13 protein-coding genes are annotated in these 21,643 nt (G+C 69.0%); 4 read left to right on the top strand and 9 right to left on the bottom strand.

Features of this window, described 5'->3' with window-relative positions; translation table 11 throughout:
• Window positions 1–6 precede the first annotated feature (6 nt).
• The 7 genes from Aple_RS35145 to Aple_RS35115 form a co-directional block, all read right to left on the bottom strand.
• Window positions 7–1,506, bottom strand: coding sequence for a glycoside hydrolase family 36 protein (locus Aple_RS35145; protein WP_155349054.1), 1,500 nt, complete (start codon window positions 1,504–1,506; stop codon window positions 7–9).
• A gap of 53 nt (window positions 1,507–1,559) precedes the next feature.
• Window positions 1,560–2,897, bottom strand: a complete 1,338-nt coding sequence (locus tag Aple_RS35140) for an ABC transporter substrate-binding protein (protein ID WP_155349053.1) — start codon at window positions 2,895–2,897, stop codon at window positions 1,560–1,562.
• Between the two features lie 65 nt (window positions 2,898–2,962).
• Window positions 2,963–3,874: a carbohydrate ABC transporter permease gene (locus Aple_RS35135; protein WP_155349052.1), complete on the bottom strand. Its 912-nt coding sequence runs from the start codon at window positions 3,872–3,874 to the stop codon at window positions 2,963–2,965.
• An 8-nt stretch (window positions 3,875–3,882) separates the two neighbouring features.
• Window positions 3,883–4,812, bottom strand: a complete 930-nt coding sequence (locus Aple_RS35130) for a carbohydrate ABC transporter permease (protein WP_218038656.1) — start codon at window positions 4,810–4,812, stop codon at window positions 3,883–3,885.
• On the bottom strand, window positions 4,809–5,612 hold the full coding sequence (locus Aple_RS35125; RefSeq protein WP_174889918.1) for a DeoR/GlpR family DNA-binding transcription regulator: 804 nt from the start codon (window positions 5,610–5,612) through the stop codon (window positions 4,809–4,811). The genes Aple_RS35130 and Aple_RS35125 overlap by 4 nt, the downstream gene beginning before the upstream one ends.
• A gap of 159 nt (window positions 5,613–5,771) precedes the next feature.
• Entirely contained in the window at window positions 5,772–7,838 is a 2,067-nt protein-coding gene (locus Aple_RS35120; RefSeq protein WP_170321807.1) for a DUF4832 domain-containing protein, read from the bottom strand.
• Window positions 7,839–7,855: 17 nt separating this feature from the next.
• Window positions 7,856–10,009 carry a DUF4832 domain-containing protein gene (locus Aple_RS35115; protein WP_155349050.1) on the bottom strand — a complete coding sequence of 718 codons (2,154 nt, stop codon included), beginning with the start codon at window positions 10,007–10,009 and terminating at the stop codon, window positions 7,856–7,858.
• A gap of 241 nt (window positions 10,010–10,250) precedes the next feature.
• Between Aple_RS35115 and Aple_RS35110 the strand changes: the two genes are divergently transcribed.
• Complete coding sequence (locus Aple_RS35110) at window positions 10,251–11,618, top strand: DUF4832 domain-containing protein (RefSeq protein ID WP_155349049.1); 1,368 nt, start codon at window positions 10,251–10,253, stop codon at window positions 11,616–11,618.
• A gap of 25 nt (window positions 11,619–11,643) precedes the next feature.
• On the opposite strand, the gene Aple_RS35105 is transcribed toward Aple_RS35110, so the two are convergent.
• Window positions 11,644–14,850: an NACHT domain-containing protein gene (locus tag Aple_RS35105; RefSeq protein ID WP_155349048.1), complete on the bottom strand. Its 3,207-nt coding sequence runs from the start codon at window positions 14,848–14,850 to the stop codon at window positions 11,644–11,646.
• A gap of 234 nt (window positions 14,851–15,084) precedes the next feature.
• Here Aple_RS35105 and Aple_RS35100 point away from each other — a divergent pair, with 234 nt between their 5' ends.
• Complete coding sequence (locus tag Aple_RS35100; protein WP_155349047.1) at window positions 15,085–16,122, top strand: DUF6777 domain-containing protein; 1,038 nt, start codon at window positions 15,085–15,087, stop codon at window positions 16,120–16,122.
• A gap of 187 nt (window positions 16,123–16,309) precedes the next feature.
• Here the strand turns inward: Aple_RS35100 and Aple_RS35095 are convergent, their stop codons facing one another.
• The gene (locus Aple_RS35095; protein WP_155349046.1) at window positions 16,310–16,756 is read right to left on the bottom strand and encodes a hypothetical protein; all 447 of its coding nucleotides are present in this window, start codon (window positions 16,754–16,756) and stop codon (window positions 16,310–16,312) included.
• 261 nt (window positions 16,757–17,017) lie between these two features.
• On the opposite strand from Aple_RS35095, the gene Aple_RS35090 reads away from it, so the two are divergent.
• Together Aple_RS35090 and Aple_RS35085 are read left to right on the top strand one after the other, a co-directional pair.
• Window positions 17,018–17,155, top strand: coding sequence for a hypothetical protein (locus Aple_RS35090; RefSeq protein ID WP_155349045.1), 138 nt, complete (start codon window positions 17,018–17,020; stop codon window positions 17,153–17,155).
• 142 nt (window positions 17,156–17,297) lie between these two features.
• The gene (locus Aple_RS35085) at window positions 17,298–21,617 is read left to right on the top strand and encodes a cation-translocating P-type ATPase (RefSeq protein WP_155349044.1); all 4,320 of its coding nucleotides are present in this window, start codon (window positions 17,298–17,300) and stop codon (window positions 21,615–21,617) included.
• Window positions 21,618–21,643: the final 26 nt, after the last annotated feature.

Genomic DNA, 21,643 nt, shown 5'->3' with positions numbered 1-21,643 from the left:
AAAGGTTCACTTCACCAGGAGCCGGTCCGAGATCCGGCCGGTCGGATTCACGTACGGCCCGAAGTCGACCTCACGCCCGTCGACCAGGAAGCGATGCCGGTCCAGCCGCCGGGTCTCCGGGCTGCCGGTAAGAAAGGCCACCAGGGCCCGCCGCTCGGGCTCGTCCAGCCACGCGATCGGGTCGGACACCGCGCGGAACCCGCAGATGACGGCGAGGTCGGCGAGCAGCTGCTTGCACGTGTCGTCCAGCAGGTTGTACCGGGTACGGAAGAACACCGGATCCGGGTCCACCTCCAGCAGCGGGCGCAGCCACAGCCGGTGCAGCGACGCGATCACCGCGTTGCGCGCGCCCGCGCCCGAATAGTCGTCGGAACGTTCGCTGTTGTCCCAGTACGGCGCCACGTCCGGGCTGGCCCGTACCCCGTCGAGCACGCCGATGGACGGGATGATCGGCGCCCCGCTGCCGAGCAGGTAGGTGTCCTCCCCGGCGGCCTCGCGGATCAGCCGGACGGCGTCCCGGTAGGCCTGCTCGCGCGGCACGTCGCGATGGCGCGCCCCCGACAGCGCCCCCGCGTACGCGAAGTCCAGCTTGAGATACCGGTAACCCCAGTCGCGCACCCGCGCGAACGTCGCCGCCAGGTGATCGCGCGCCTCCGGCAGGGTGGTGTCCAGCGCGAAGTAGGAGGCTCCCCAGTTGAACCCGGCCGGTTTCGGGTCACCTGCCGCGTCGCGCAGGAACAGGTGCGGCCGGGTCCGGAAGATCTCCGAATGCGCCGGCGCGATGAACGGCGCCAGCCACAACCCGGGCACGAAGCCGTGGTCACGGATCCGCGCCGCCATGTCCGCCATGCCAGAGGGGAAGTCAGGCCCTGGATCCCAGTCGCCGACCGCGGCCTGCCAGCCGTCGTCCAGCTGGACCACGTCGAACGGATAGCCGCGCAGGTCGTCCAGCACCTTGTGGACGAGCGGCTCGGTGATGTCCTCAAAGAAGGAGTACCAGCTGCACCAGACATTGCCCGCCCGGGTGGTACGGCGGCCGAGCCGCTCGCCAAGCAGGTCCGCGTAGCGGGCGAAGACCTCCTCTTCCGGGCCGTACCCGAGGAACCAGTCCGCGTCCGGGTGCTCCCAGTGCCCGGCGAGCAGCCGGTCGTCGGCTTCCACCCGGGGCACGTCAAGACCGAGCCCGCCGAGCAGCAGCACGTTCCCGCCGCCCGCGTCCAGCGCGCCGACGGCGCTGCCCGCATGCCGGTACGGACTGTCGTTGTCGATGTCGTCGGCGGTCAGCATGCGCTCGGGCCCGGGGATGCGCAGCGGCGGCCCGCCGAGCGGCCACCACGCGGTGGGACTGTAGGAGTTCCACCCGTGCCGGTAGAAGTCCACCGCACCGAAGGGGTGCAGGATGCGGACGTCCCCGGCGGGGACGATCAGCCCTCCCGGCACGTGACGCGGCTCCCCGGGGAGCACGGCGGGCAGCTGGTGGCCCCCGAACTGCAGAATCGTCTCCATCGCTGTCCTTCTCGGGAGGCCGGGCCGGCACCGGTGTGCCGACCCGGCGAGGATTACTTGAGGATGTCGGCCACGCGTGTATCGAGCTCCTTGAGCGCGTCGGCGGGGACGACCTTCAGCTCCTGGATCTGGTCGATCACCGCCTGCGCCTCGGTGTTGATCTCGTTGGCGCTGCCGGTGATCGGGTAGTACGACAGGCTGGCCGGGTCGGCGGCGATGTCGGTGAACGCGGACACGTCGACGCCCTTGGCCCGGTGCGACTCGGCAGCGGCGGCGGCCGCGGTCGTGATCGCGGGGAACACCACGGCGCGCTTGGCCACCAGGTCCTGGCAGGCGGGCGAGCCGATGAACTTGACCCACTCCCAGGCCTGGTCGGGGTGCTTGGTCCCGGCGGTGATGGACGGGGCCAGGCCGTTGATGATGGTCTTGCGGCCCTGCGGACCGCGCGGGAGGGGGGCGAACGCGAACTTCTGGTCGGTGCTGCCGGCCCAGGTGCCGATCCGCCAGGACCCGTCCGGCACCAGGGCGGCCTTGTTGGTCTGCATCATCGGCTCCAGGCCGAGCCGTCCGGCTTCCTCGCGGGGCAGCACGTACCCGGCTTTCATCTGGTCCTGCCACCAGGTGATGGCCTCGGCCAGGCGCGGGTCGTCCAGCTTGTAGTCGGTGCCGAACGGGTTCTTGTCCAGGTACTGGAAGCCCATGGACAGCGGCATCCAGGACCACTGGGTCTGGCCGACGACCCCGCCGCCCTGCTCCAGGCCCCAGCCGTAGGTGGCGACCTTCGTCTTGTCGAACCCGGCCTCGTCGCCGCGCTTGCCGTTGGCGTCCACGGTGAGCTTCTTGATCAGCTCGCCGAAGGTGCCGCCGTCGGCCGGGTTCCAGGTGAGGTCCTTGAGGGTGGCCGGGTCGATCTTGGCGTCCTCGACGTCCTTGACGTTGTAGACGAGCGCGATGGTGTCCCAGTCCTGCGGCAGGCCGTACCGTTTGCCGTCGCGGACCCAGAGCGAGGCCAGGTCGCCGGTGTAGCGGGTCAGGTCCACCTTGTCCCGGTCCACGAAGGGCTGGATGTCCAGGAGCTGGTTGTTGGCGGCCAGCTCGGGATAGTACGCGACATGGTTGGTGATCACGTCGGGCGCGGTGCCGGACACCAGCGAGGTGGTGATGCCGTTCCAGTAGTCCTCCCAGCCCTGCTGGGTGATCTTGACCTGGATGCCGGACGTGGCGGTGAACGCGTCGGCGCACTCCTGGTAGGCCGGCAGCTGGTTGGGGTCCCAGAGGCTGTAGGTGAGGGTGACCTTCTCCGCCGCCTCGGGGGTCTCGGTCTCGGCGGAGGTGCCGCAGGCGGCCATCGCGACCGCGAGAGCCAGGAGGGCGATCGGCTTTCTAATCATGGTTCTGCCTTTGCTGGGGATTGTCGGCTCCCGGCACCGCGCGCGGCGCCGGTTTGTGGGGGGTGCTACTTGATGCCGGTGAACCCGATCGAGTTCACGAGTCTGCGTCCGAACACGATGAGCAGCAGGAGGACCGGGATCACCTGGAGCGTGGCCGCGGCCATCAGCCCGGCCCAGTCCGGTGAGGAGGTCGGCGAGGACTGGGCGAACACGCCCAGCGCGACGTTGAGCAGCCGCACCCCCTCGTCCTTGCCGACCAGTTGCGGCCACAGGTACTCGTTCCAGGCGAACACCGCCGTGATCACCGCCAGCGTGCTCAGCGGGGCGGTGCTCATCGGCAGGATGATGCGCCAGAACACGGTGAACTTCCCGGCGCCGTCGATGGTCGCGGCGGCCTCGATCTCGGGCGGGATGCCGAGGAAGAACTGGCGCAGGAAGAAGATCGCGAACGGGGTCATCAGCAGGTACGGCGCGAGCAGCCCCGGGAACGTGTCCAGCCAGCCGAGGTCGCGCACGAGGGCGAAGTTGGGCAGCACCGTGAAGATCGGCGGCACCATCAGCCCGGCCAGGAACACGGCGAACAGGGTGTCCCTGCCGCGGAACCGCAACCGGGCGAAGGCGTACGCCGCGGTCGCGCTGAACCCGACCTGCCCGATCACGATCATGACGGTGAAGACCACCGAATTGCGCAGGTAGAGCCAGAAGTCCACCTCGGCCCCGCTGCCGCCGGCCGCGATCGACTCCTCGGGCGTCGCGTGGCCGAGCACCCGGGAGAAGTTGACCAGCGTGGGGTCGGCCGGGATCAGCGAGTAGTCGCCGTTGAAGATCTCCCGGTTGCCGGTGAACGCGGTCCGCAGCATCCAGACGAACGGGTAGAGCGTGACCAGCAGCAGCACGGCCAGCGCCACCCAGGCGAGGATCCTGCCTGGCCCGGTACGGCGGCGCGGCCTGCGCCGGGAGATGGGGGAGGTTGCCATGGCCGTCCTCACCGGAGGTCCGAGCTGGAAGCGCGGAGCAGACGCATCTGGGTGGCGGACAGCGCGATGAGGAGCACGAACAGCGTCGCCGCCATCGCCGCCGCGTAGCCCATATGGAACTCGTTGAATGCCTTTTGGTAGATGTAGTAGTAGATGACCCTGGTGGCGTCGGCCGGGCCGCCCTTGGTGGTCACCGCGACGGTGTCGAAGATCTGGAACGAGCCGATGATCGACACCACCAGGACCAGCACGGTCACGGGCCGCAGCAGCGGAAGCGTGACCCGGCGGAACATCGTCCACTCCCCCGCGCCGTCCACAGCCGCCGCCTCGTACAGGTTGCGCGGGATCATCTGCATGCCGGCGAAGAACAGCAGCGCCGTGTAGCCCATGTTGCGCCAGGTGTTCACCAGCGCGATCGTCGCGATGGCCTGGTCGGAGTCGCCGTAGAAGGCCTGTGGCTCGAAGCCGAGCACGTCCAGGATGTGGTTCACGAAGCCCACGTTGTGGTCGAGCATGAACAGCGTCACGATCGCCACCGTGACGTTCGGCACCAGCCACGGCACCACGATCGCCGCGCGTACCAGCACGGAACGGGTGAGGCGGTCCATCAGCACCGCGATGGCGAGCGCGAGCACGGTCTGCGAGCCGATGTTGATCACCACGTACTCGGCGGTGATGCGCAGCGCGTTCCAGAACTTGTCGTCGGCGAGCATGTCGCGGTAGTTGTCCAGGCCGACGAAGCGCGGCTCGGAGAGCAGGTTCCAGTCGGTGAGGCTGATCCAGAAGCCGCGGACCGTCGGGGCCAGGTAGAACACCGTGAACCCGATCAGTGCCGGCAGCAGGAACAGCCAGGCCACCACGGGGTCACCGGCCGTCCTGCGGCGACCGCGCGCGGGGGCGATCTTCGGCGGGCTGGATCTGCCGACGGTCAGCGTCACGGGCCCACCACCTCGACGCGCAGGCCGCGCTCGCGCAGCGCGGCGAGCACGCGCGGGTCCGCGGACGGGCCGGTGATCAGCAGGTCCACCTCGCTGATCGGCGCGACGGCGGCGAGCTGGATCTGGCCGATCTTGGAGCCGTCGGCTACCACGACGCGTTGCGCCGCGGCCCGCAGCATGCGCTGTTTCATCTCTGCCTCGGGAAGGTTGATGTTGGTGATGCCCGCCTCCGGGTGCACCCCGTTGCAGCCGAGGAAGACCGTGCAGGTGTTGATGCGGTCGAAGATGTGGTGGGCCAGCGGATCCACCAGCGAGTGCTGGCGTCGCCGCAGCGTGCCGCCGGTGAGCACCACGGTGAGGCGCGGGATCGCGCCCTCCAGCTCCAGCGCGATGTTGAGCCCGTTGGTGAACACCACGACCTCGGCCAGCTCGGTGCGGGCGGCCAGAGCCCGGGCGATGAACGTGGTGGTCGTGCCCACGTCCAGGGTGATGCTCTCACCGTCGTTGACCAGGGCGGCGGCGGCCTCCCCGATCAGCGCCTTCTCGATCGCGGACGTGCTGAGCGCCTCCTCGAACGACGGCTCCTCGCGCAACCGCTTGCCGACCGCCATCGCCCCGCCGCGCACCCGGCGGAGCATGTTGCGCCCTTCCAGGGCGTCGAGGTCGGCGCGGGCCGTCACGTCGGAGATGCCGAAGGCCGTGCTGAGGTCGGCGACCCGCACGAACTCCTGCTCCAGCACCATCGCGAGGATCCGCTCCCGCCGAACCTCGGCGGGGACCTGCTCGAACACGTTCGACATGGGAGCCATCTTCGAAATATTTCAAATACTTGTCAATGGGAAAGTGCGGAGTTGCCATTACGAAGGAGTAACAGGAGGTGGGTGCGTAAATCGTGCTTCCGATGTGAAGGCAGGCTGCCGCAGGGCCACGTCGCTGTGGCCCTGCGGCGGTTTGTACGGCTACTCGAAGCGGATCTCGTCGATGGTGACGGTGGAGTTGCCGCCGAACCAGAAGCCCATGGAGAGCTGGCCGGGGCCTTGGCGGTTGATGCCGTTGGCGGCCATGGGGATCTTGATGTCCTGGTAGGAGGTGGTGATCGTGGGGTGTCCGCCGCCGTCCAGGGTGTAGTCGGCGAACAGCTTGGTCGCGCCACCCAGGCCGAGGTTGAAGTGGCTCTGCTCGCCGCCGGAAGCGCCCTTGACCCGGACCACCAGGTAGGTCTTAGAGGTCAGTTCGACCCCGACGTCACTGCCGAACCAGCCGCAGTTGTTGTAGCGCAACTGCAACGCACCTGACGTGACCGTCCCGGAACCGCCACCGTCCAGGAAACAGTTCGCGCCCGTCCATTTGCCCAGGTCATTGAGGTACGCCGACGGATAGACCGGCGAACCATCGAAATTGTCCAACACCAGACCGTTGGGCGGCGGACTCGGGCTTGGGCTCGGGCTCGGGCTCGGGCTCGGGCTCGGAGAAGGGCTAGGGGAAGGACTCGGTGAAGGGCTGGGCGAAGGGCTCGGGCAGGTTGGTGCGCACGGTCCCACCGTGAGGTTGCCTGCCAGCACGTTGTAGCCCTTGGTGGCGTTCCAGGTGCCGGAGTTGGCGAGCCGGATGGCGTACTCCGGCCGGGATCGCAGGTTCGTGGCCTGGTCGGGCAGCCACAATGCCAGCGCGTACGTGCCTGGAGCCACGTTCGACGGCACGGTCACGGTCTGCGCCGGGACGGAGTGATCGCCGGGTGTCCACGCTCGCGGGTCCAGCGCGGGAAGCGGCAGGTCATAGCGGTGGGTGCCGTCGTCGAGCACCAGGAACGCCGGCCGCCGCTTGACCGGCCCGGACCAGCCGTCGTTGCTGAGGTTCGCCGAGAAGGTGAGCTGCCCACCGGGCTGTACGGAGTCGGAGAAGCTCGCACTCACCAGGCGCAGCCGGTAGCCGAGCTTGCGCTCGATCCGGGTGAACGCGGTCTCGGCCGGGTCGTTGCCGGCGGCGGCCAGCTGGGTGGCCTTCCACTTGTCGGTGTTGACCGCGGCGTAGTCCTCGTTGATCTCGGTGAAGTTCAGCTTGGCCATCTCCGCCTGCACGTTGACGCCCGCGGCGTCGTTGTAGCCGTCGGAGTTGCAGGTCTCGCCGCCCATGATCGTGTTGTGGCCGGTGGAGGTCTGCCGGTCATACATCCACTGCTTCTTCTGCTCGATGAAGAACCAGCCCATCCACGAGTTGTTGTCGTAGGTGCCCATGTCGTTGTAGTCGGACAGGAAGCAGTCGTTGTGGAAGCCGATCCTGTCCTTCTGCGCCTGGGTGAGCGCGCAGCCCTCCGGTACGACGCACGAGGTCGGGTCCACGATCTCCTTGATGAAGATCGGGTAGCGCATGGCCAGCGGGATCGTGTCCGGCGTGGTCTCCAGGATCTTCTTGATCACGCGGTATCGGGTCGCCGCGTGGTCCTGGTTGAACGGGTCGGCGTAGTTCCCGGTGTGCCATTCGCCCCAGGCGCCGAGATAGCCGGCTTCCAGGTGCATGACGACGTCGGCGTTGGCCGTCAGCACCGCGCCGATCTGGCCGATGTGGCGGAGGATCTTGGCCTCGGTGACGTCCGACCAGCCGTCCCAGACGTACGTGGGACGAAAGACGATCTTCATACCGGCGGCGCGGATCGCGTCGAGACCGGAGTCCAGGTTGTCCAGCAGGGCCTGCGGCAGGTCGTCGGCGGTCTTGAAATTGTCCAGGTGCAGGTAGCTGTGGATCAGGGTGTTGCCGTTGGCCTTGGCCCGGGCGAAGGTGCGGTCCAGCAGGTCGGGGTTGAAGCCGGGCACGCTGGCGCCGCTGTTCGCCCAGTCGTTCACGGCTGGGTCGTTGATGATCTCGTATCGGCTGTGGAAGCCGCGTTCGGGATTGGCGATGACGGTGGCGAAGTCGGCCGTGTAGGTGCGGGTTTGCGCGTCCGCGACCCCGCCGACGGCGACGGCGAGGCTGACGAGCAGGGAGAACGCCACGAAGGCGCTTACCCGGCCGCTGCGGGATAAGAGCATGCGGATCTCCATGAGGGTTACTCGAAGCGGATCTCGTCGATGCTGATGGTGGAGTTGCCGCCGAACCAGAAGCCCATGGCGAGCTGGCTGGGACTGTTGCGATTGATGCCGTTGGCGGCCATCGGGATCCTGATGTCCTGGTAAGAGGTGGTGATCGTGGGGTGTCCGCCACCGTCCAGGGTGTAGTCGGCGAACAGCTTGGTTGCGCCACCTAGGCCGAGGTTGAAGTGGCTCTGCTCGCCGCCGGAAGCGCCCTTGACCCGGACCACCAAATAGGTCTTGGAGGTCAGGTCGACCCCGACGTCACTGCCGAACCAGCCGCAGTTGTTGTAGCGCAACTGCAACGCACCCGAGGTGACCGTCCCGGAACCGCCACCGTCCAGGAAACAGTTCGCGCCCGTCCATTTGCCCAGGTCATTGAGGTACGCCGACGGATAGACCGGCGAACCATCGAAATTGTCCAGCACCAGACCGTTGGGCGGCGGACTCGGACTCGGACTCGGGGAGGGACTCGGGGAAGGACTGGGCGAAGGGCTGGGGTCGACAGTGCCTGAGGTGGAGATCGGGCCCAGGTTGACCCATCCGTCGGTGCTCTGGTTGGTGTTGGCGAACGACAGCGGGTAAGGCGTCCGGTGCTGGTCGATCACCCAGTCGGAGAGCCTGGACGCCGCCGGACGGGCGCGCAACACGGCCGGAGTGACCGCTTCAAGCGGATTCCGTACCTTCAGAACCAGGCTGTAGTTACCCGCTGGAACCCCCGAGGTGCTGAGGTTGGCACTGAAGTTCACCGGCCGCCCGAAGTCGATCCGGGTGGGGTTACCGGAAAGGTTCCAGTCAGGAAAAGTCCGGATCTGGAGCGGCTGGACCGTCCGCAGGTCCCAGTCGGTGTCCCAGGTCTTCACCACGGCGCCGGCGCTGTTCTTCAACCCGACGACGACAGTCCACGGGTAGTAGAACGGGGCCACGCCGTCGTTCTGCATCGTCACGCCGACCTTGAACGTGCCGCCCGCGGAGCCGTTGAAGTTGGCCTGCGGAATGTGCAGGTTGTAGCCCATCTTCCGTACCCCGGCCGCGACCTTCGGATCGGTGGCGCTGTAGCCGCCCGCCCCCGTCTGGTTGATCATCCAGCTGATGTGGGTGAGTTCGGTGGCCGCCAGCACGTCATCGACCTGCCCGCTACCGCCCGGCCAGTTCGCGTACAGAGATCCCTGGATCTCCGGCCGGGCCTCGCCGCCGATCGACTGGGTGGTCCACCGGTTCTCCAGGTTCCTGTTCAGCAGCAGCTGGGTGAACGCGTCTTCCCAGCCGCCCATCGACTGCGGCAACGTCATGCTCTTCAGCTGCCCGTTCCGCCACTCCCGGTACGGCCAGGAGTCGTCGTGGAACCCGATGCCCGGCGAGTCCGCCCCGGCCAGCGGATAGCGCACCTCCAGCTGGATGTTGTCGAAAGCCGCGTCGAAGGCGTGGATGAGCGTGCTGATCGTGGCGTCCGTGGGCATCAGGTCCGGATAGCCGTCCGCGGCATCCCGGTCGTACGGCCAGGTGTGCCACTCGCCCCACAGCCCGACCAGGCCCAGCGACATGAAGCCGACCCGCGGATCGGCGGTGCCGCCGGGACCGGCGTGGTCATACCGGGCGGCGAAGGCGTTGATGAAGCTCGTGAAGGCCGCGATCACGTCGGGGTCGTCGTAGTCCGGGCTGACCGTGCCCCACGCGCCGTTGGTGCGCAGCGCCATCTTGCCGTTGAGGCAGGGCGGGATGCCGTTGCCGGGATGCGAGGCGGTGCCGCCGGGATACTCCACGTAGAACCGGAAGGCCAGCTGGCGGCCCCACACGGCGGCCTCGTCCAGCGCCTTCTCGAAGACGCTCCAGTCGAACGTCGAGCAGTTGGCCGGGTCCTTCATCACCTCGTTGAGCGCGAAGTAGCTCCACATCACGCCGCCGGGATACTTGCTGGTGTAGTTGTCGCCGGGGAACAGGTAGGGCGCGAAGCCCTTGAGCGGCTGGCCGACCGGCGCGTCCGCGTACGCATAGGTGTGCGTGGTGAGGCCGGTGTCCGGCCCTGGCCCGGCGGGCGGCCGGGATGGAGGCCCCGCGACGGCCGTCGCCGGGGTCGCGGCGGCGAGCACCGCTGTCAGCGTGAGCAGGATTGTCGAGAGTCTGCGTCTCATGGATCCCTCCGGGAGAGAGAGGCACAGGCGTGGGGGCGCCCGGCGAACCACATGAGATCAGAACACTTGCCCTATCACAAGAGTTCACCTTGCGATAAAGCAATCATGTTACAAGTTTGCTCCTCATAACGGGACACCAAGGGATACTTCTCCCTTCGATATCGCAGCGCCACATCTTGCGTTTACTTACGTTCTTCTGTTTTCATGCGCTCGACACCTCTATCCCCCAGGAGACGGTCGAATGACCCGAGCCATCAGGGCCGTGCTCGCCGTGGCACTCGCCCTCATCGCGGTGCCCGCCGCCCCCGCGTCCGCCACCTCCCCGTGGACGCCACTCCCCTACCAGCAGGCACCCGCCGACAACCCCCTCAAGGGCTTCATGCCGTACGCCGGGAGCTACCAGACCTTCCCGCACAGCATGGAATGGTTCTACCTGCCCCTGCGCGACGTCATGACCGGCCCCGCCACCTTCGACTGGGCTCCCCTGGAACGCCGGCTCAACACGATCGCCCGGCGCGGCCACCACGCGGCGTTCCGCTTCTACCTCGACTATCCCGCCAAGCCCACCGGCATCCCGCAGTTCCTCCTCGACCAGGGCCTCGTCACGCACCCGTACCAGGACCACGGCAACAACGGCGTCAGCCTCGCCCCCGACTACGACGACCCGCGCCTGGCCGCCGCCCTCGACCGCTTCATCGCCGCGCTCGGCCGCCGGTACGACGGCGACACCCGGATCGGCTTCATCCAGCTCGGCCTGATCGGCTTCTGGGGCGAGTGGCACACCTGGCCCTACGACGGCACCACCCGCCCGGAGAACTGGATGGCGTCGGAAGCGACGCAGGCGGCGGTCCTGAACCGGTTCGAGAGCGCGTTCAAGCGAACCCGCCTGCTGGTCCGCTACCCGTCCGCCCTCAACAAGGACCTGCACCTCGGCTACCACGACGACTCGATGGCCTTCGAAACCCTCCCGCCAACCCCGTGGCACTTCATCCAGCGACTGATCGACAACGGCGTCACCGAGAAATGGCGCTCCGAGCCCATCGGCGGCGAACTCCGCCCCGAGGTCCAGCCCTGCATCTTCGACGCACCCGTGAGCTGCGCGCAGTACGAGGACTACGCCGAATCGGTGTCCCGCTCGCACGCCTCCTTCCTGCTGAACCAGACCCCGTTCGAGGGCCCCGGCCTCACCGGCGACGAATGGTTCCGCGCCGTCTCCGGGGCCAGATCCCTCGGCTACGAACTCACCGTCACCGAAGCCGCCCTCCCCACCGGCCCGGCCCGAGGCCACGCCAAGATCAGCGTACGCATCGCCAATCGCGGCATCGCCCCCTTCTACTACGACTGGGACATCGAACTGACCGCCATCGACACCACCGGCCGCATCGCCAGGCGCTGGCCGGTCCCGTGGTCGATCACCGGCATCCAGCCCGGCGCGACCCCCACCGAACTGACCACCCAACTGAACCTGCACGCCCTCGCCAAGGGCGACTACCAGCTCACCATGCGCGTCGCCAACCCCCTCCCCGGCGGCAACGACCTGCGCTTCGCCAACACCACCCAGGACGTGCACTCCGGCCTGCTCACCCTCGGCAACCTCACGGTCGGCTGACCCAAAGCCCAGGCCATGCCCCCTGTCAGGAGACGGGGGCCAGGAGGAGAATCTCGTTGGGCGGGCGGGGGTCCTGGTCTTCGGCGAGGACGATCAGGGTGCCCAGGACTCTGGCCAGGCGTTCGGCCGGTTTCTGTTCTCCTGGCAGGGTGCGCAGGATGGCGAGGCCAGCCAGCAGGGCGGTGCCGGCCGAGATGAGAACGCCCCGGTTGAGGGGCACGCTGCGATTCAGGAGCGGATCGATCAGGCGCTGGGCGTTCTCGATCAATAACGCGAGATGCGGATCGGCGCGGCACTGAGGGCTCAGCCGCTCCAGTGTGTCGCGTAGCTCGCTGGCGGGGTCCTCGGCGGCGCGCGCCATGGCGGGGAAGGACGAGCACAGCAGGTCGGTGAGAGAATCGGCGAAGGATTTCCCGGAACGGCGGGTGCAGGCCCACCGCCGGAGAACGCCGCAGGCGACGGTCATCGCCAGGTGCTTCCGTCCCGATCTGAACTGCTGGCTGGGGCCGAATGCCCGGGCGATCGCGCGCGCATAGGCGCGATCGGGCTTCAGCCCGAGCGACAGATCCAGGAACAGGTCGGGATCGGCGTCGAGCGCGGGACCTTCGTCCAGGACGTACTCCTGTTCGAGGATGCGGTCCAGGATGCGATCGAGGGCGAGCACCCGGTCGGGGCCGATCGCCCGGTGCAGGGTGCGGTCCAGGGCGAGGTCGAGGGCGTGATCGAGGTCGAAGGTGCGATCGAGAGCGAGGAGGAGAGCTAGGTCAAGGTCTCGGGAAAGATCTTGGGCGAGCGCCCGGGCGAGGCCGAGCACCCGCTCGCGACTCTGCTCCTGGTCGAAGGCGCCGGCCAGGTCGCGGGCGGGCGCACGGTCGAGCTTGAGCGCGCCGATTCGTGCGTGGATGCGGAAGTAGTCGGAGTTGAGCGTCCGATCAGAGCTGCGGGAAAGATTCTCGACGATGTCGATGGCGAGGAGAAACTGCCGGAGCGGCGTGTGCGGGTGCTCGGTGAGAAGGATGTGCGTGTAGGTGAGCGATCGGCGCAGATCCGCAAGGGTCACCCCGGTTTGGATGATCCGGATGAATAGATGGCCGTGATCGAGAATTGCGCCGGGGAACCGGGTGAGCTGCTCCATCGTGGGGGCGTACGGCCAGGTGACGGACTCCGGCTGGTGAAGTCGGAGAGCCCTCTTGTCCTTTATCCACAGGGTGTGGATGGTGGCTGAGGGGATCAGCTTGATGTTGGTGTGGGTGACCTCGGCTGGGACGAGCAGACGATAGCTCGTGCCGTCGTCGAAAAGACCGTTGAGCCAGCTCACGAACCGGCGCGCGTCGTCAGCCAGCACCCCGACGGCGAAGCCCGGGGCGGTCTGGGTGGGCGGATGCCACCCATGCGTCCGCTCATGCTGGGCGAACCGATCCCAAAGCTCGCGCGTGACGGGGTTGGCGCACACCGCGGTCGTGTCGTCGAGCCAGATGACCTCGCGAAGCGTCCGGGCGGCGATGACGGCGGCGACCAGCCTCTGGTGATCGGGCCGGGAGTCCTCGCCCGTGAGGATCTGGTTGAGCCGGGCTCGGGTGGCCGGCTGGATCTGGCGCGGGTTGTTGCCCGCGCAGTCGAAGGCGAGCGTCAGCGCGCGGATGGTGCCCGTGGCCAGGCAGGTCTCGATGAGGACGGTGGCGTCCGCGTCCGCCGCCCAGAGCAGCGTGGTCTCCCGCCACCACGGGTTGTCCACGTTGTCGACGAGCAGGGCCTGGCGGTCGGGCTGCTCCCTGATGAGCGCGGCGGCCAGGAATTCCTGCAGGGTGAGATGGGCGAAGGCGTACACGCCGCGTTCGCGCTCGACGAGCACGCCGGTCTTGCAGATTTCGGCCAGGAACAGGTCGGGAGAGACAGCCCCCTCCTCGCAGACGGCTTTCAGCGGTTCCCGGATCGCCGATCGGGCTTCGTCGGCGGCGATGCTCTGCACGTGCGCGCCCATCATGTGAAGCGCGAGATATTCGATGACGATGGCCTTGCGTGGACCGTCCAGGCCGGTGAGGTCGGTCAGGTTCCTGACCTCCAGGCGGCGGTGCAGGAGCGAGTCGCACATCTCGGCGTAGAGGGTGGCCCGGGTTCCGGGCAGCGCGCCCCGGTAGTAGTGCACGTTCGCGATCATGGTGAGCAGGAGCGGGTTCGCGGCCAGGTCGCAGAGGGCGGGCTGGCGACGCAGCCGAGTGAGGAGATCCTCGGCCTTCTCCTCCGACATCCGCCTGATGTCCTCGGCCGACTCCGGGGAATGGCCGGCCTCGGGGTCGTGGCGGGCGCGATGCTCGACCGCGTGGTACCAGCGGTGCAGGAACTGCGAGATCTGGTCGGCGGTGAACCGCTGGACCTGGAGGACCTCCGCGCTCGGGAGCGGATTGGACAGGTAGCCGTACGGGCGTGAGGTGATGACGAACGTGCTCTTGGGATAGCGGGCGATCTGTTTGCTCACCCAGAAGACGAGGCGCTTGCGGTGGTCCTCGTCGGCGATTTCATCCAGCCCGTCGAAAAGGACCACGCAATTGCGCCGGTCGAGCTGGCGGGCGAGCCACCAGGCCGGGATCATCTTGTGCAGCCAGCTCGCCGCCACCGCGATATCCGGCAGGTCGGCGGGCTCCTCGCTCAGCAGTTCCTTCGTGTGATCGCGCAGGTAGAGCAGGACGGGCAGTTGTGTACGCCATCCCCATCGGCTTTGGCACATCGCCATCGCCTCATGCCGGAGCAAGGTGGTCTTTCCCGATCCCGGCCGGCCGATTACCGCGAAGACATGCCCCGGGCCGCCTTGGTCGATGAATTCCCGGAGCGAGGCCCGCCTCAGCCTCCGCGCCTGGTCGCGGGAGACAACCCCCGTGTCGCCGGCGATGTCCTGTTGCGGACGTGGGCACAGGGCCAGATCCACATACACCTGCCGTGATCGCAGCACGTACACGCTGGAGGTGGACACCCCCACCGTCTCCATCCGGGCGACGGACGTCAGCAACTGCCGACGGTAAGCCCGGTGCGGCAGCCAGGGCATCCGCTCCCCCGAAGGGCTGGCCGGCTGGCTGATGACGGCGACCCACATTCCGGTGAGCGTGCACGCGAATGCCAGGTACGCCCAGGTCCAGCTCAGCTGCCCGTCGTTGAGGACCTGATTGGCCGCGACGTTGCCCGTCATCGTCAGCCCGGCGACCGCCATCATCACCATGGCCAATTGCAAACGCCGCACGTGCACTCCCCGCCGAACCCGCCAGGAACCTCGGAATCAAACGGCTAACACTCAACACGGCTATCCCCCGGACGGCGTCATATTCGCCAATCTGTAACTGATCGGCCAGCGCTTTTGTCAATGTGTAGGGCTCGGATTGATTACTCTCCGTGCACCACGACCGCGCGCTGCCTGAAATTTCTGAGTAACGAACTACTCAGGCTGATCGCGCCGCTGCGGCGGAGCGTTTGAGGCATGAGGAAAACAGCCGCGGTGCTGACCGTGCTCCTTTTGCTGCTCTCCACGGGCTGCGTGGCCCTCGCGAAAAGCGTCGAGATCGTCGCCATCGCGGTCGAGACCATCGGTGAGGACCCGTTCTTCGACCTGCCGATCCCCGAGAAGCCCGTCACGCCAGGACCCAACGGCGGGCTTCGTCCTGGCGACACCCCCGGCCTGTACGGCGGCTCGCTACGCAAACGAACCTGCGACAAGGCCCTGCTGACGAGATTCCTGACCGACCCCAAGAATCTCGCGAAGGCGACCGCCTGGGCCGCCGTGCGGAAGATCCCCGTCAAGGGCATCCGTGACTACATCAAGAAGCTGACCCCGGTGATCCTGCGGAACGACACCCTCGTGCGTAACCACGGCTTCGCCGACGGGGTGAGTACGGCGGTCGATGCCCTGCTCCAGGCGGGCATCGGCGTGCTGGCCGACGACCAGGGCCAGCCGGTCGTGAAGTGCAACTGCGGCAACCCGCTGGCCGAGCCCCAGGCGACCCTGGACGACGTCCAGCCGGACATCATCGTCCAGCCCGTGTGGCGCCTGCGGTTCGACAAGCGCAAGGCGACCCGGGTCAAGCCGCCGAAGCGGCGGATCCGCGCGTTCTCCCTGCTGAACGTGGACACGGGCAAGGGTATCCGCCGCCCGGTGGGCAGCGATGGCCGCGACGACAAGGCGCTGGCCTCGGCCGAGCCCGCCATCCTGGGCAGGTGGCAGTCCGGCGAGCCCGCCTCGGTCGTCGAGGTGACGGCCACCGGCGAGCAGGCCTACGCGGGCACGCTCGCCGACGATCTGACCGTCACCGACGACTGCACGGTCAGCGCGGGCACCCGGACCTGGACGGTCGAGGGCCGCGATCCCGACTACACCGGTTCGCTGTATTTCATCGATCTGGGCACGTGCGAGCCGCAGAATCCCGTACCGGCGCGATGGCGGGTGATCGATCGGAACAGGATCACGATGTGCGCGACGGTTCTCAGCCAGGAGCAGTGCGTCGAGCTCACCCGAGCATGATCAACCGAACCGGTGAAGGGCGGGGACGGCCCATAGGGGCATCCCCGCCAGGGTCGAGCCGTCGGCTGACGGTCAGGCCTACTCGCGGACACGCCTTGTGCCACACCTTCGGCCCGACAGTCAGACCTGCCTCAGGCCATCTCAGGCAGGTTCGCGGACACGCCTCGTCGCGTCCTTTGCCCCGGCGTCAGGCAGTTTTGCGGACACGCCGAGTGCTGGCCTTCGCTCTGGCGGTCGGTCTGGCGGTCGGCCGGGCCGGCGTCTTTGCCGGTGGTGCCTGCTTCGCGGCCGGCTTGGCCATCTTCGCGCCGCCTGCGGCGCGGGACGCGATCATGGTTCCTACCCCGATCGCGGCCGCGATCGGCCACTCGACCGCGCCGAGGACGGCGAGCACGCCGAGGCCGCCGTAGTAGACCAGCTGCTCCGGCGGCGGCATCGCCGACCTTGTGGTCCGCATCGCGCGCGCGGCCCACGAGGTGTCCATGTGCGGGACGTGCATGTGCGGCCGGTGCACCTGGAGGCTGACCATCGGCAGGTTGAGCTCCAGCAGCTCTTCGTCCGGCCCTCCCTTCGCCATCGAAGCCTTCTCGACGGTGCCCTTCATGGACGGGTTCTTGGTCTCGGTGACAGTCATAGCCCCCTCTTCCCCCATCGATTGCGACACTCTGCGATCGTTCCCGCGTGGACCCGGAAGAGCATGATCAACGTTCACTTTTGATGCCGTATATGCCGAAATATCGGGGTCCAATGACCCTGGGCCAGCACAGACGCCGCCACACCACCCCGAACCAAGAGGTCATCGGATGTTCACCTCACGTACAGACGTATGAAGATTATGTCCTCTTTTTTGGTGAACTGTGGTAGAAAATGTCACGTCGTCTATGAGAGGTACCCAATGCCCAGTTTCCTTGGTTCGTTGTTCGCCAAGGCGGCGGTCATCGCGCTTGAGGCGCTCGTCGCCCACCTGGTCCAGGTTCTGATCCAGGCCGCCGTGCGGCAGCTCGCCTTGAAGTGCGGCCCCGCGGCCGCCTGAAAGCCCTCTGTCCGCTTCAAGGGCATGGGTGACAAGTGTCATCATTGTGCTAACCAGCCGGGTAGAGCACCTGGCGGGCCTTTCGTATGACTTAGCATCAGAGATCCTTCCCCCGGAACGAGCTGTTTTGGGGGATCGTGGCATGTTCGGGCAGACATTGACGTTGGCCATCGCGATGGTGCGATGCCTGCCGGTTCCCGAGCTGGTCCGTGGCGAAGCGGGCAAGCTCGGCACGATGGTGGATTCCCTGACCGTCCCGGGCCGCCGACGCAGGCGTCGCAACGGTCCTGCCGAACCCAGTGGCCTGTGCGTCGAGGTGCGGGGATTGCACCTGCCCGGCACGGAGCCCGCGGCCGAAGCACTCGAACGGCGCCTCAAGGCGGCCCACGGAGTGACCCGGACCGAGATCAACCGAGCCCTGGGCTACGTCTTCCTGGCGGGTGAGGCGCTCGACGAGGACAACCTGATCGCCCTGATCGAAGAGGTGGAGCGCGAGCACGACCTCGACAGCGCGCCGTACGCGGGCGGGATGACCCTTCCGGACGTTCCCGCGGCCCTGCTCGGATTCGGCGTACGGCTGGCCGGTCTTGGCGTCTCGGTGGCCGGCCGCCTGGCGGGCGCCCGCGGGCTGCCCCCGGCCGTGCCGCTCCTGATCGCCCTGGCCGACTCCTACCCGTGGCTGCGGACCGTGATGACCAGGCAGTTCGGGGAGCAGCCCACCGACGCCCTGTTCGGGATCTCGACCACGCTCGCCAACGTGCTGTCGTTCCGCCCCGTCGGCCAGCTGATCGACACCGCCGGCGCCGGCCTGCTGCTGGCCGAGTCCCGCGCCCACCACCACGCCTGGAGGCGGGCCGCGTCCAACGCGGTCTCGCACCGCTCCGAGCCGCGCGTGCGGCTCGACCGCCCGGTCCCGCTGCCGCCGGGCCCGATCGAGAGCTACAGCAACCGGGCCGTCCCCGTCGCCTTCGGGGCGTACGGCCTGACGGCCATCCTGAGCCGCGTTCCCGGGCGTGACCTGGCCTTCCTGGCGGCGGCCGCGCCGAAGGCCGCGCGGCTGGGCCGGGAGGGCTTCGGCGCCGAGCTCGGCCGGGGCCTGGCCGAGCGCGACGTGCTGGTGCTCGACCACCGGGCGCTGCGCCGCCTGGACCGGATCGACACCGTGGTCGTCGACGCCGACGTGCTGCTGACCGGGAACTGGTCGGTCCACCGCGTGTCCGAGCTCGGCCCTGACGACGATCCCGCGGAGGTGCACGCGGTCATCCACGAACTGGTCGATCCGGCCGATCCATGGCAATCGCGCAAGCAGGCGGCCTGGGCCGTCGAGCCGAGCGGTACGCAGGACGACACGCTCACGCTCACCAGGGACGGGCGAATCGTCGCCCAGGTGACCATGATCGCCGAACTGCATCCCCTGGCCAAGGCGGTGATCGAGGCGGCCGGATCGGCGGGGACCGTCCTGCTGGCAGGCGGACCGCGGGACGCGGGGCATCGGCTCGGCGTGACCGGCACCCTCACCGGTGGGCGGCGGCTCGCCGCGGAGGTGCGCGCCCTGCAGACCGACGGGCATGGCGTGGCGGTGGTCTCGGCCGCCGGCCGGGCGGCGCTGGCCGCCGCGGACCTCGGCGTCGGCATCGGCTCGGCGAAGCACAAGCGGTGGACCGCCGATGTGAGCTGCGATATGGCCGGGGCGGTGCTGCTGCTCGGCACGGCCGGCGCGGCCCGGCAGACCAGCCGGCGCAGCGTGCAGCTCGCGTTCGCCGGCTCGTGCTGCGCGGTGCTGCTGGGCCTGGCGACGCCCGGCGCCAACCGCACGTCTTTCGTGACGGTCAACCTGGCGGCGGGAATCGCGCTCGCGACGGGCATGTGGACAGCGCGGCACATGCTCAGGCGCCCCGCGCCGATCCCGCATGACCCCACGCCCTGGCACATCATGCCCGCCGGGGCCGTGCTCGACCGGTTGCGCACGACCGTCGGCGGGCTGCCGGACGGCGAGGCCGAACTCCGCCGGGTCGTCCCCCCTTCCGACGGCCGCCCGCCCGGCTTTTTCAAGGTGTTCTGCGAGGAGCTGGCCAATCCGCTCACGCCGGTCCTGGCGGCCGGGGCGGCGGTCTCGGCCGTGGTGGGCTCGGTGGCGGACGCCGCGCTCATCGGGGGCGTGCTCACGGTGAACGCGCTGATCGGGGGCGTGCAGCGGCAGGGCGCCGACCGCGCGCTGCACAGCCTGCTGACCACCACTGCCGTCCAAGCCCGGCTGCGCCGCGATGGCCACCTGCTGGAGACGGCGGCGGACCGCCTGGTCCCCGGGGACGTGGTCGAGCTGGAGGCGGGCGACTCCGTGCCGGCCGACTGCAGGCTGATCGAGGCCGACAACCTGGAGGTGGACGAGTCCGCTCTCACCGGGGAGTCGCTGCCGGTGCCCAAGACCGCCCGCCCGGTGGCCGCCGAGACCGTGGCCGACCGGCGTTCCATGGCGTACCAGGGGACGATCGTCGCGGCCGGTTCCGGGGTCGGCGTGGTGGTGGCCACCGGGGAGGCGACCGAGGCGGGACGCAGCGCCAGGACGGCCATGGACGGCCGGCCGGCCGGGGGTGTGGAAGCCCGGCTGAACGATCTCACCCGGCGGATCCTGCCGGCGTCGCTCGGCGCCGGGGGCCTGCTGATCGTGCTGGACCTGCTGCGCGGGCGCACGCTCGGCGCGGCGCTGGGGCAGGGGGTGAGCCTGGCGGTCGCCGCCGTGCCGGAAGGGCTGCCGTTCGTCGCCACGGTGGCCGAGCTGGCGTCGGCGAAACGGCTGTCCAAGCGCGGCGTGCTGGTGCGCAATCCCGGCACGATCGAGACGCTGGGCCGGGTGGACGTGCTGTGCTTCGACAAGACCGGCACCCTGACCGAGGGGCGCATCCGGCTGCGCCGGGTCGGCGACGGGCGGGTCGACGAGCCCCTCTCCCGGCTCACTCCGGAGCTACGCCGCGTGCTGGTCACCGCCGTACGCGCCTGCCCGACGCCGGGCGACGCGCTGCCGCACCCGACGGACCGGGCCGTGGTGGACGGCGCGGCCCGCGCCGACGTCGGCATCGGCGCCTGGCGCCTGGTCGACGAGATGCCGTTCGAGCCCGGGCGCGGCTATCACGCCGCCCTCGGCAAGGTGGACGGCGAGCAGCGGCTGAGCGTGAAGGGCGCGCCCGAGATCGTGCTGGAGCGGAGTGCGCGCTGGCTGATCGACGGCGTCGAGGTGCCGCTCGAAGAGAAGGAGCGCGAGGAGGTCTACCAGAATGTGGACCAGCTGGCACGCCAGGGCTACCGGGTGCTCGCGGTCGCCGAGCGGCCCGCCTCCAACCGCCGCGACCTGGACGAGTCGCGCATCGACGGGCTGACCCTGCTCGGGCTGCTCGCACTGGCCGATCCGGTCCGGGCGACCGCCGCCATGGGCGTGGCCCGCCTGCAGCAAGCCGGCGTACGGCACGTCATCGTCACCGGGGATCACCCCAGCACCGCCGAGGCGATCGCCGCCGAGCTCAACGCCCTGAACGGAGGCCGGATCCTCACCGGCGCCGATCTCGACGCCATGACGGATCCGGAACTGGTCGAGGTGCTGCCGGAGGTCGCGGTGTTCGCCCGCACCACCCCCGCCCACAAGGTCCGCATCGTCAAGGCCTTCCGCGACAGCGGCCGGGTGGTCGCGGTCACCGGCGACGGCGCCAACGACGCCCCGGCCATCCGCCTCGCCGACGTGGGCATCGCCCTCGGCGCCGAGGCCACCCAGGCCGCTCGAGGCGCGGCCGACGTGGTGGTCACCGACGACCGCATCGAGACCATCACCGACGCGATCGCCGAAGGCCGCGCCATGTGGACCTCGGTGCGCGACGCCCTGGCCATCCTGCTCGGCGGCAACCTCGGCGAGGTCGCCTACACCGTCGGCGCGGGTGCCCTGGGCGGCGCGGCCGCCCTCAACGCCCGCCAGCTGCTGCTGGTCAACCTGCTCACCGACATGCTCCCCGCGCTGGCGGTGGCGGTACGGCCCCCGGCCGGAACCAGCCCCGAGCAGCTGCTCGCCGAAGGCCCCGAGGCCTCCCTGAGCGAGCCGCTGGGCCGCGACATCACGCTCCGCGCGGGCGTCACCGCCGCGGCCGCCACCGCCGCCGCCATGCTCGACGGCATGATCGGCCCGCGCTGGAACACCAGCACCGTCGCGCTGGTCGCGCTGGTGTCGGCGCAGCTCATGCAGACGATGACGATCAGCCGCGGCGACCGCACCATCCTGGCGGCGGGCGCCCTCTCCCTGGGCGCTCTCGCTCTGATCGTCACCATCCCGGGGGTGAGCACGCTGTTCGGCTGCCGCCCGCTCGGGCCTTGGGGATGGACGATCGCCATCGGCACCGCCGCAGCCGCCACCGCCGTCGGCCTGCGGCTGTCGAAAACCCCGCAGGCCCCGCGGGCCCTGCAGGCCCTGCACGCCGGGTAGCGTCACGGCCTGCTCGGCGAGGGGTT

Source organism: Acrocarpospora pleiomorpha, from assembly GCF_009687885.1.
GTDB classification, from domain to species: Bacteria; Actinomycetota; Actinomycetes; order Streptosporangiales; family Streptosporangiaceae; genus Acrocarpospora; species Acrocarpospora pleiomorpha.
Note: the sequence above shows the minus strand (reverse complement) of the source record. Positions and strands in the feature narration are given on the sequence as shown.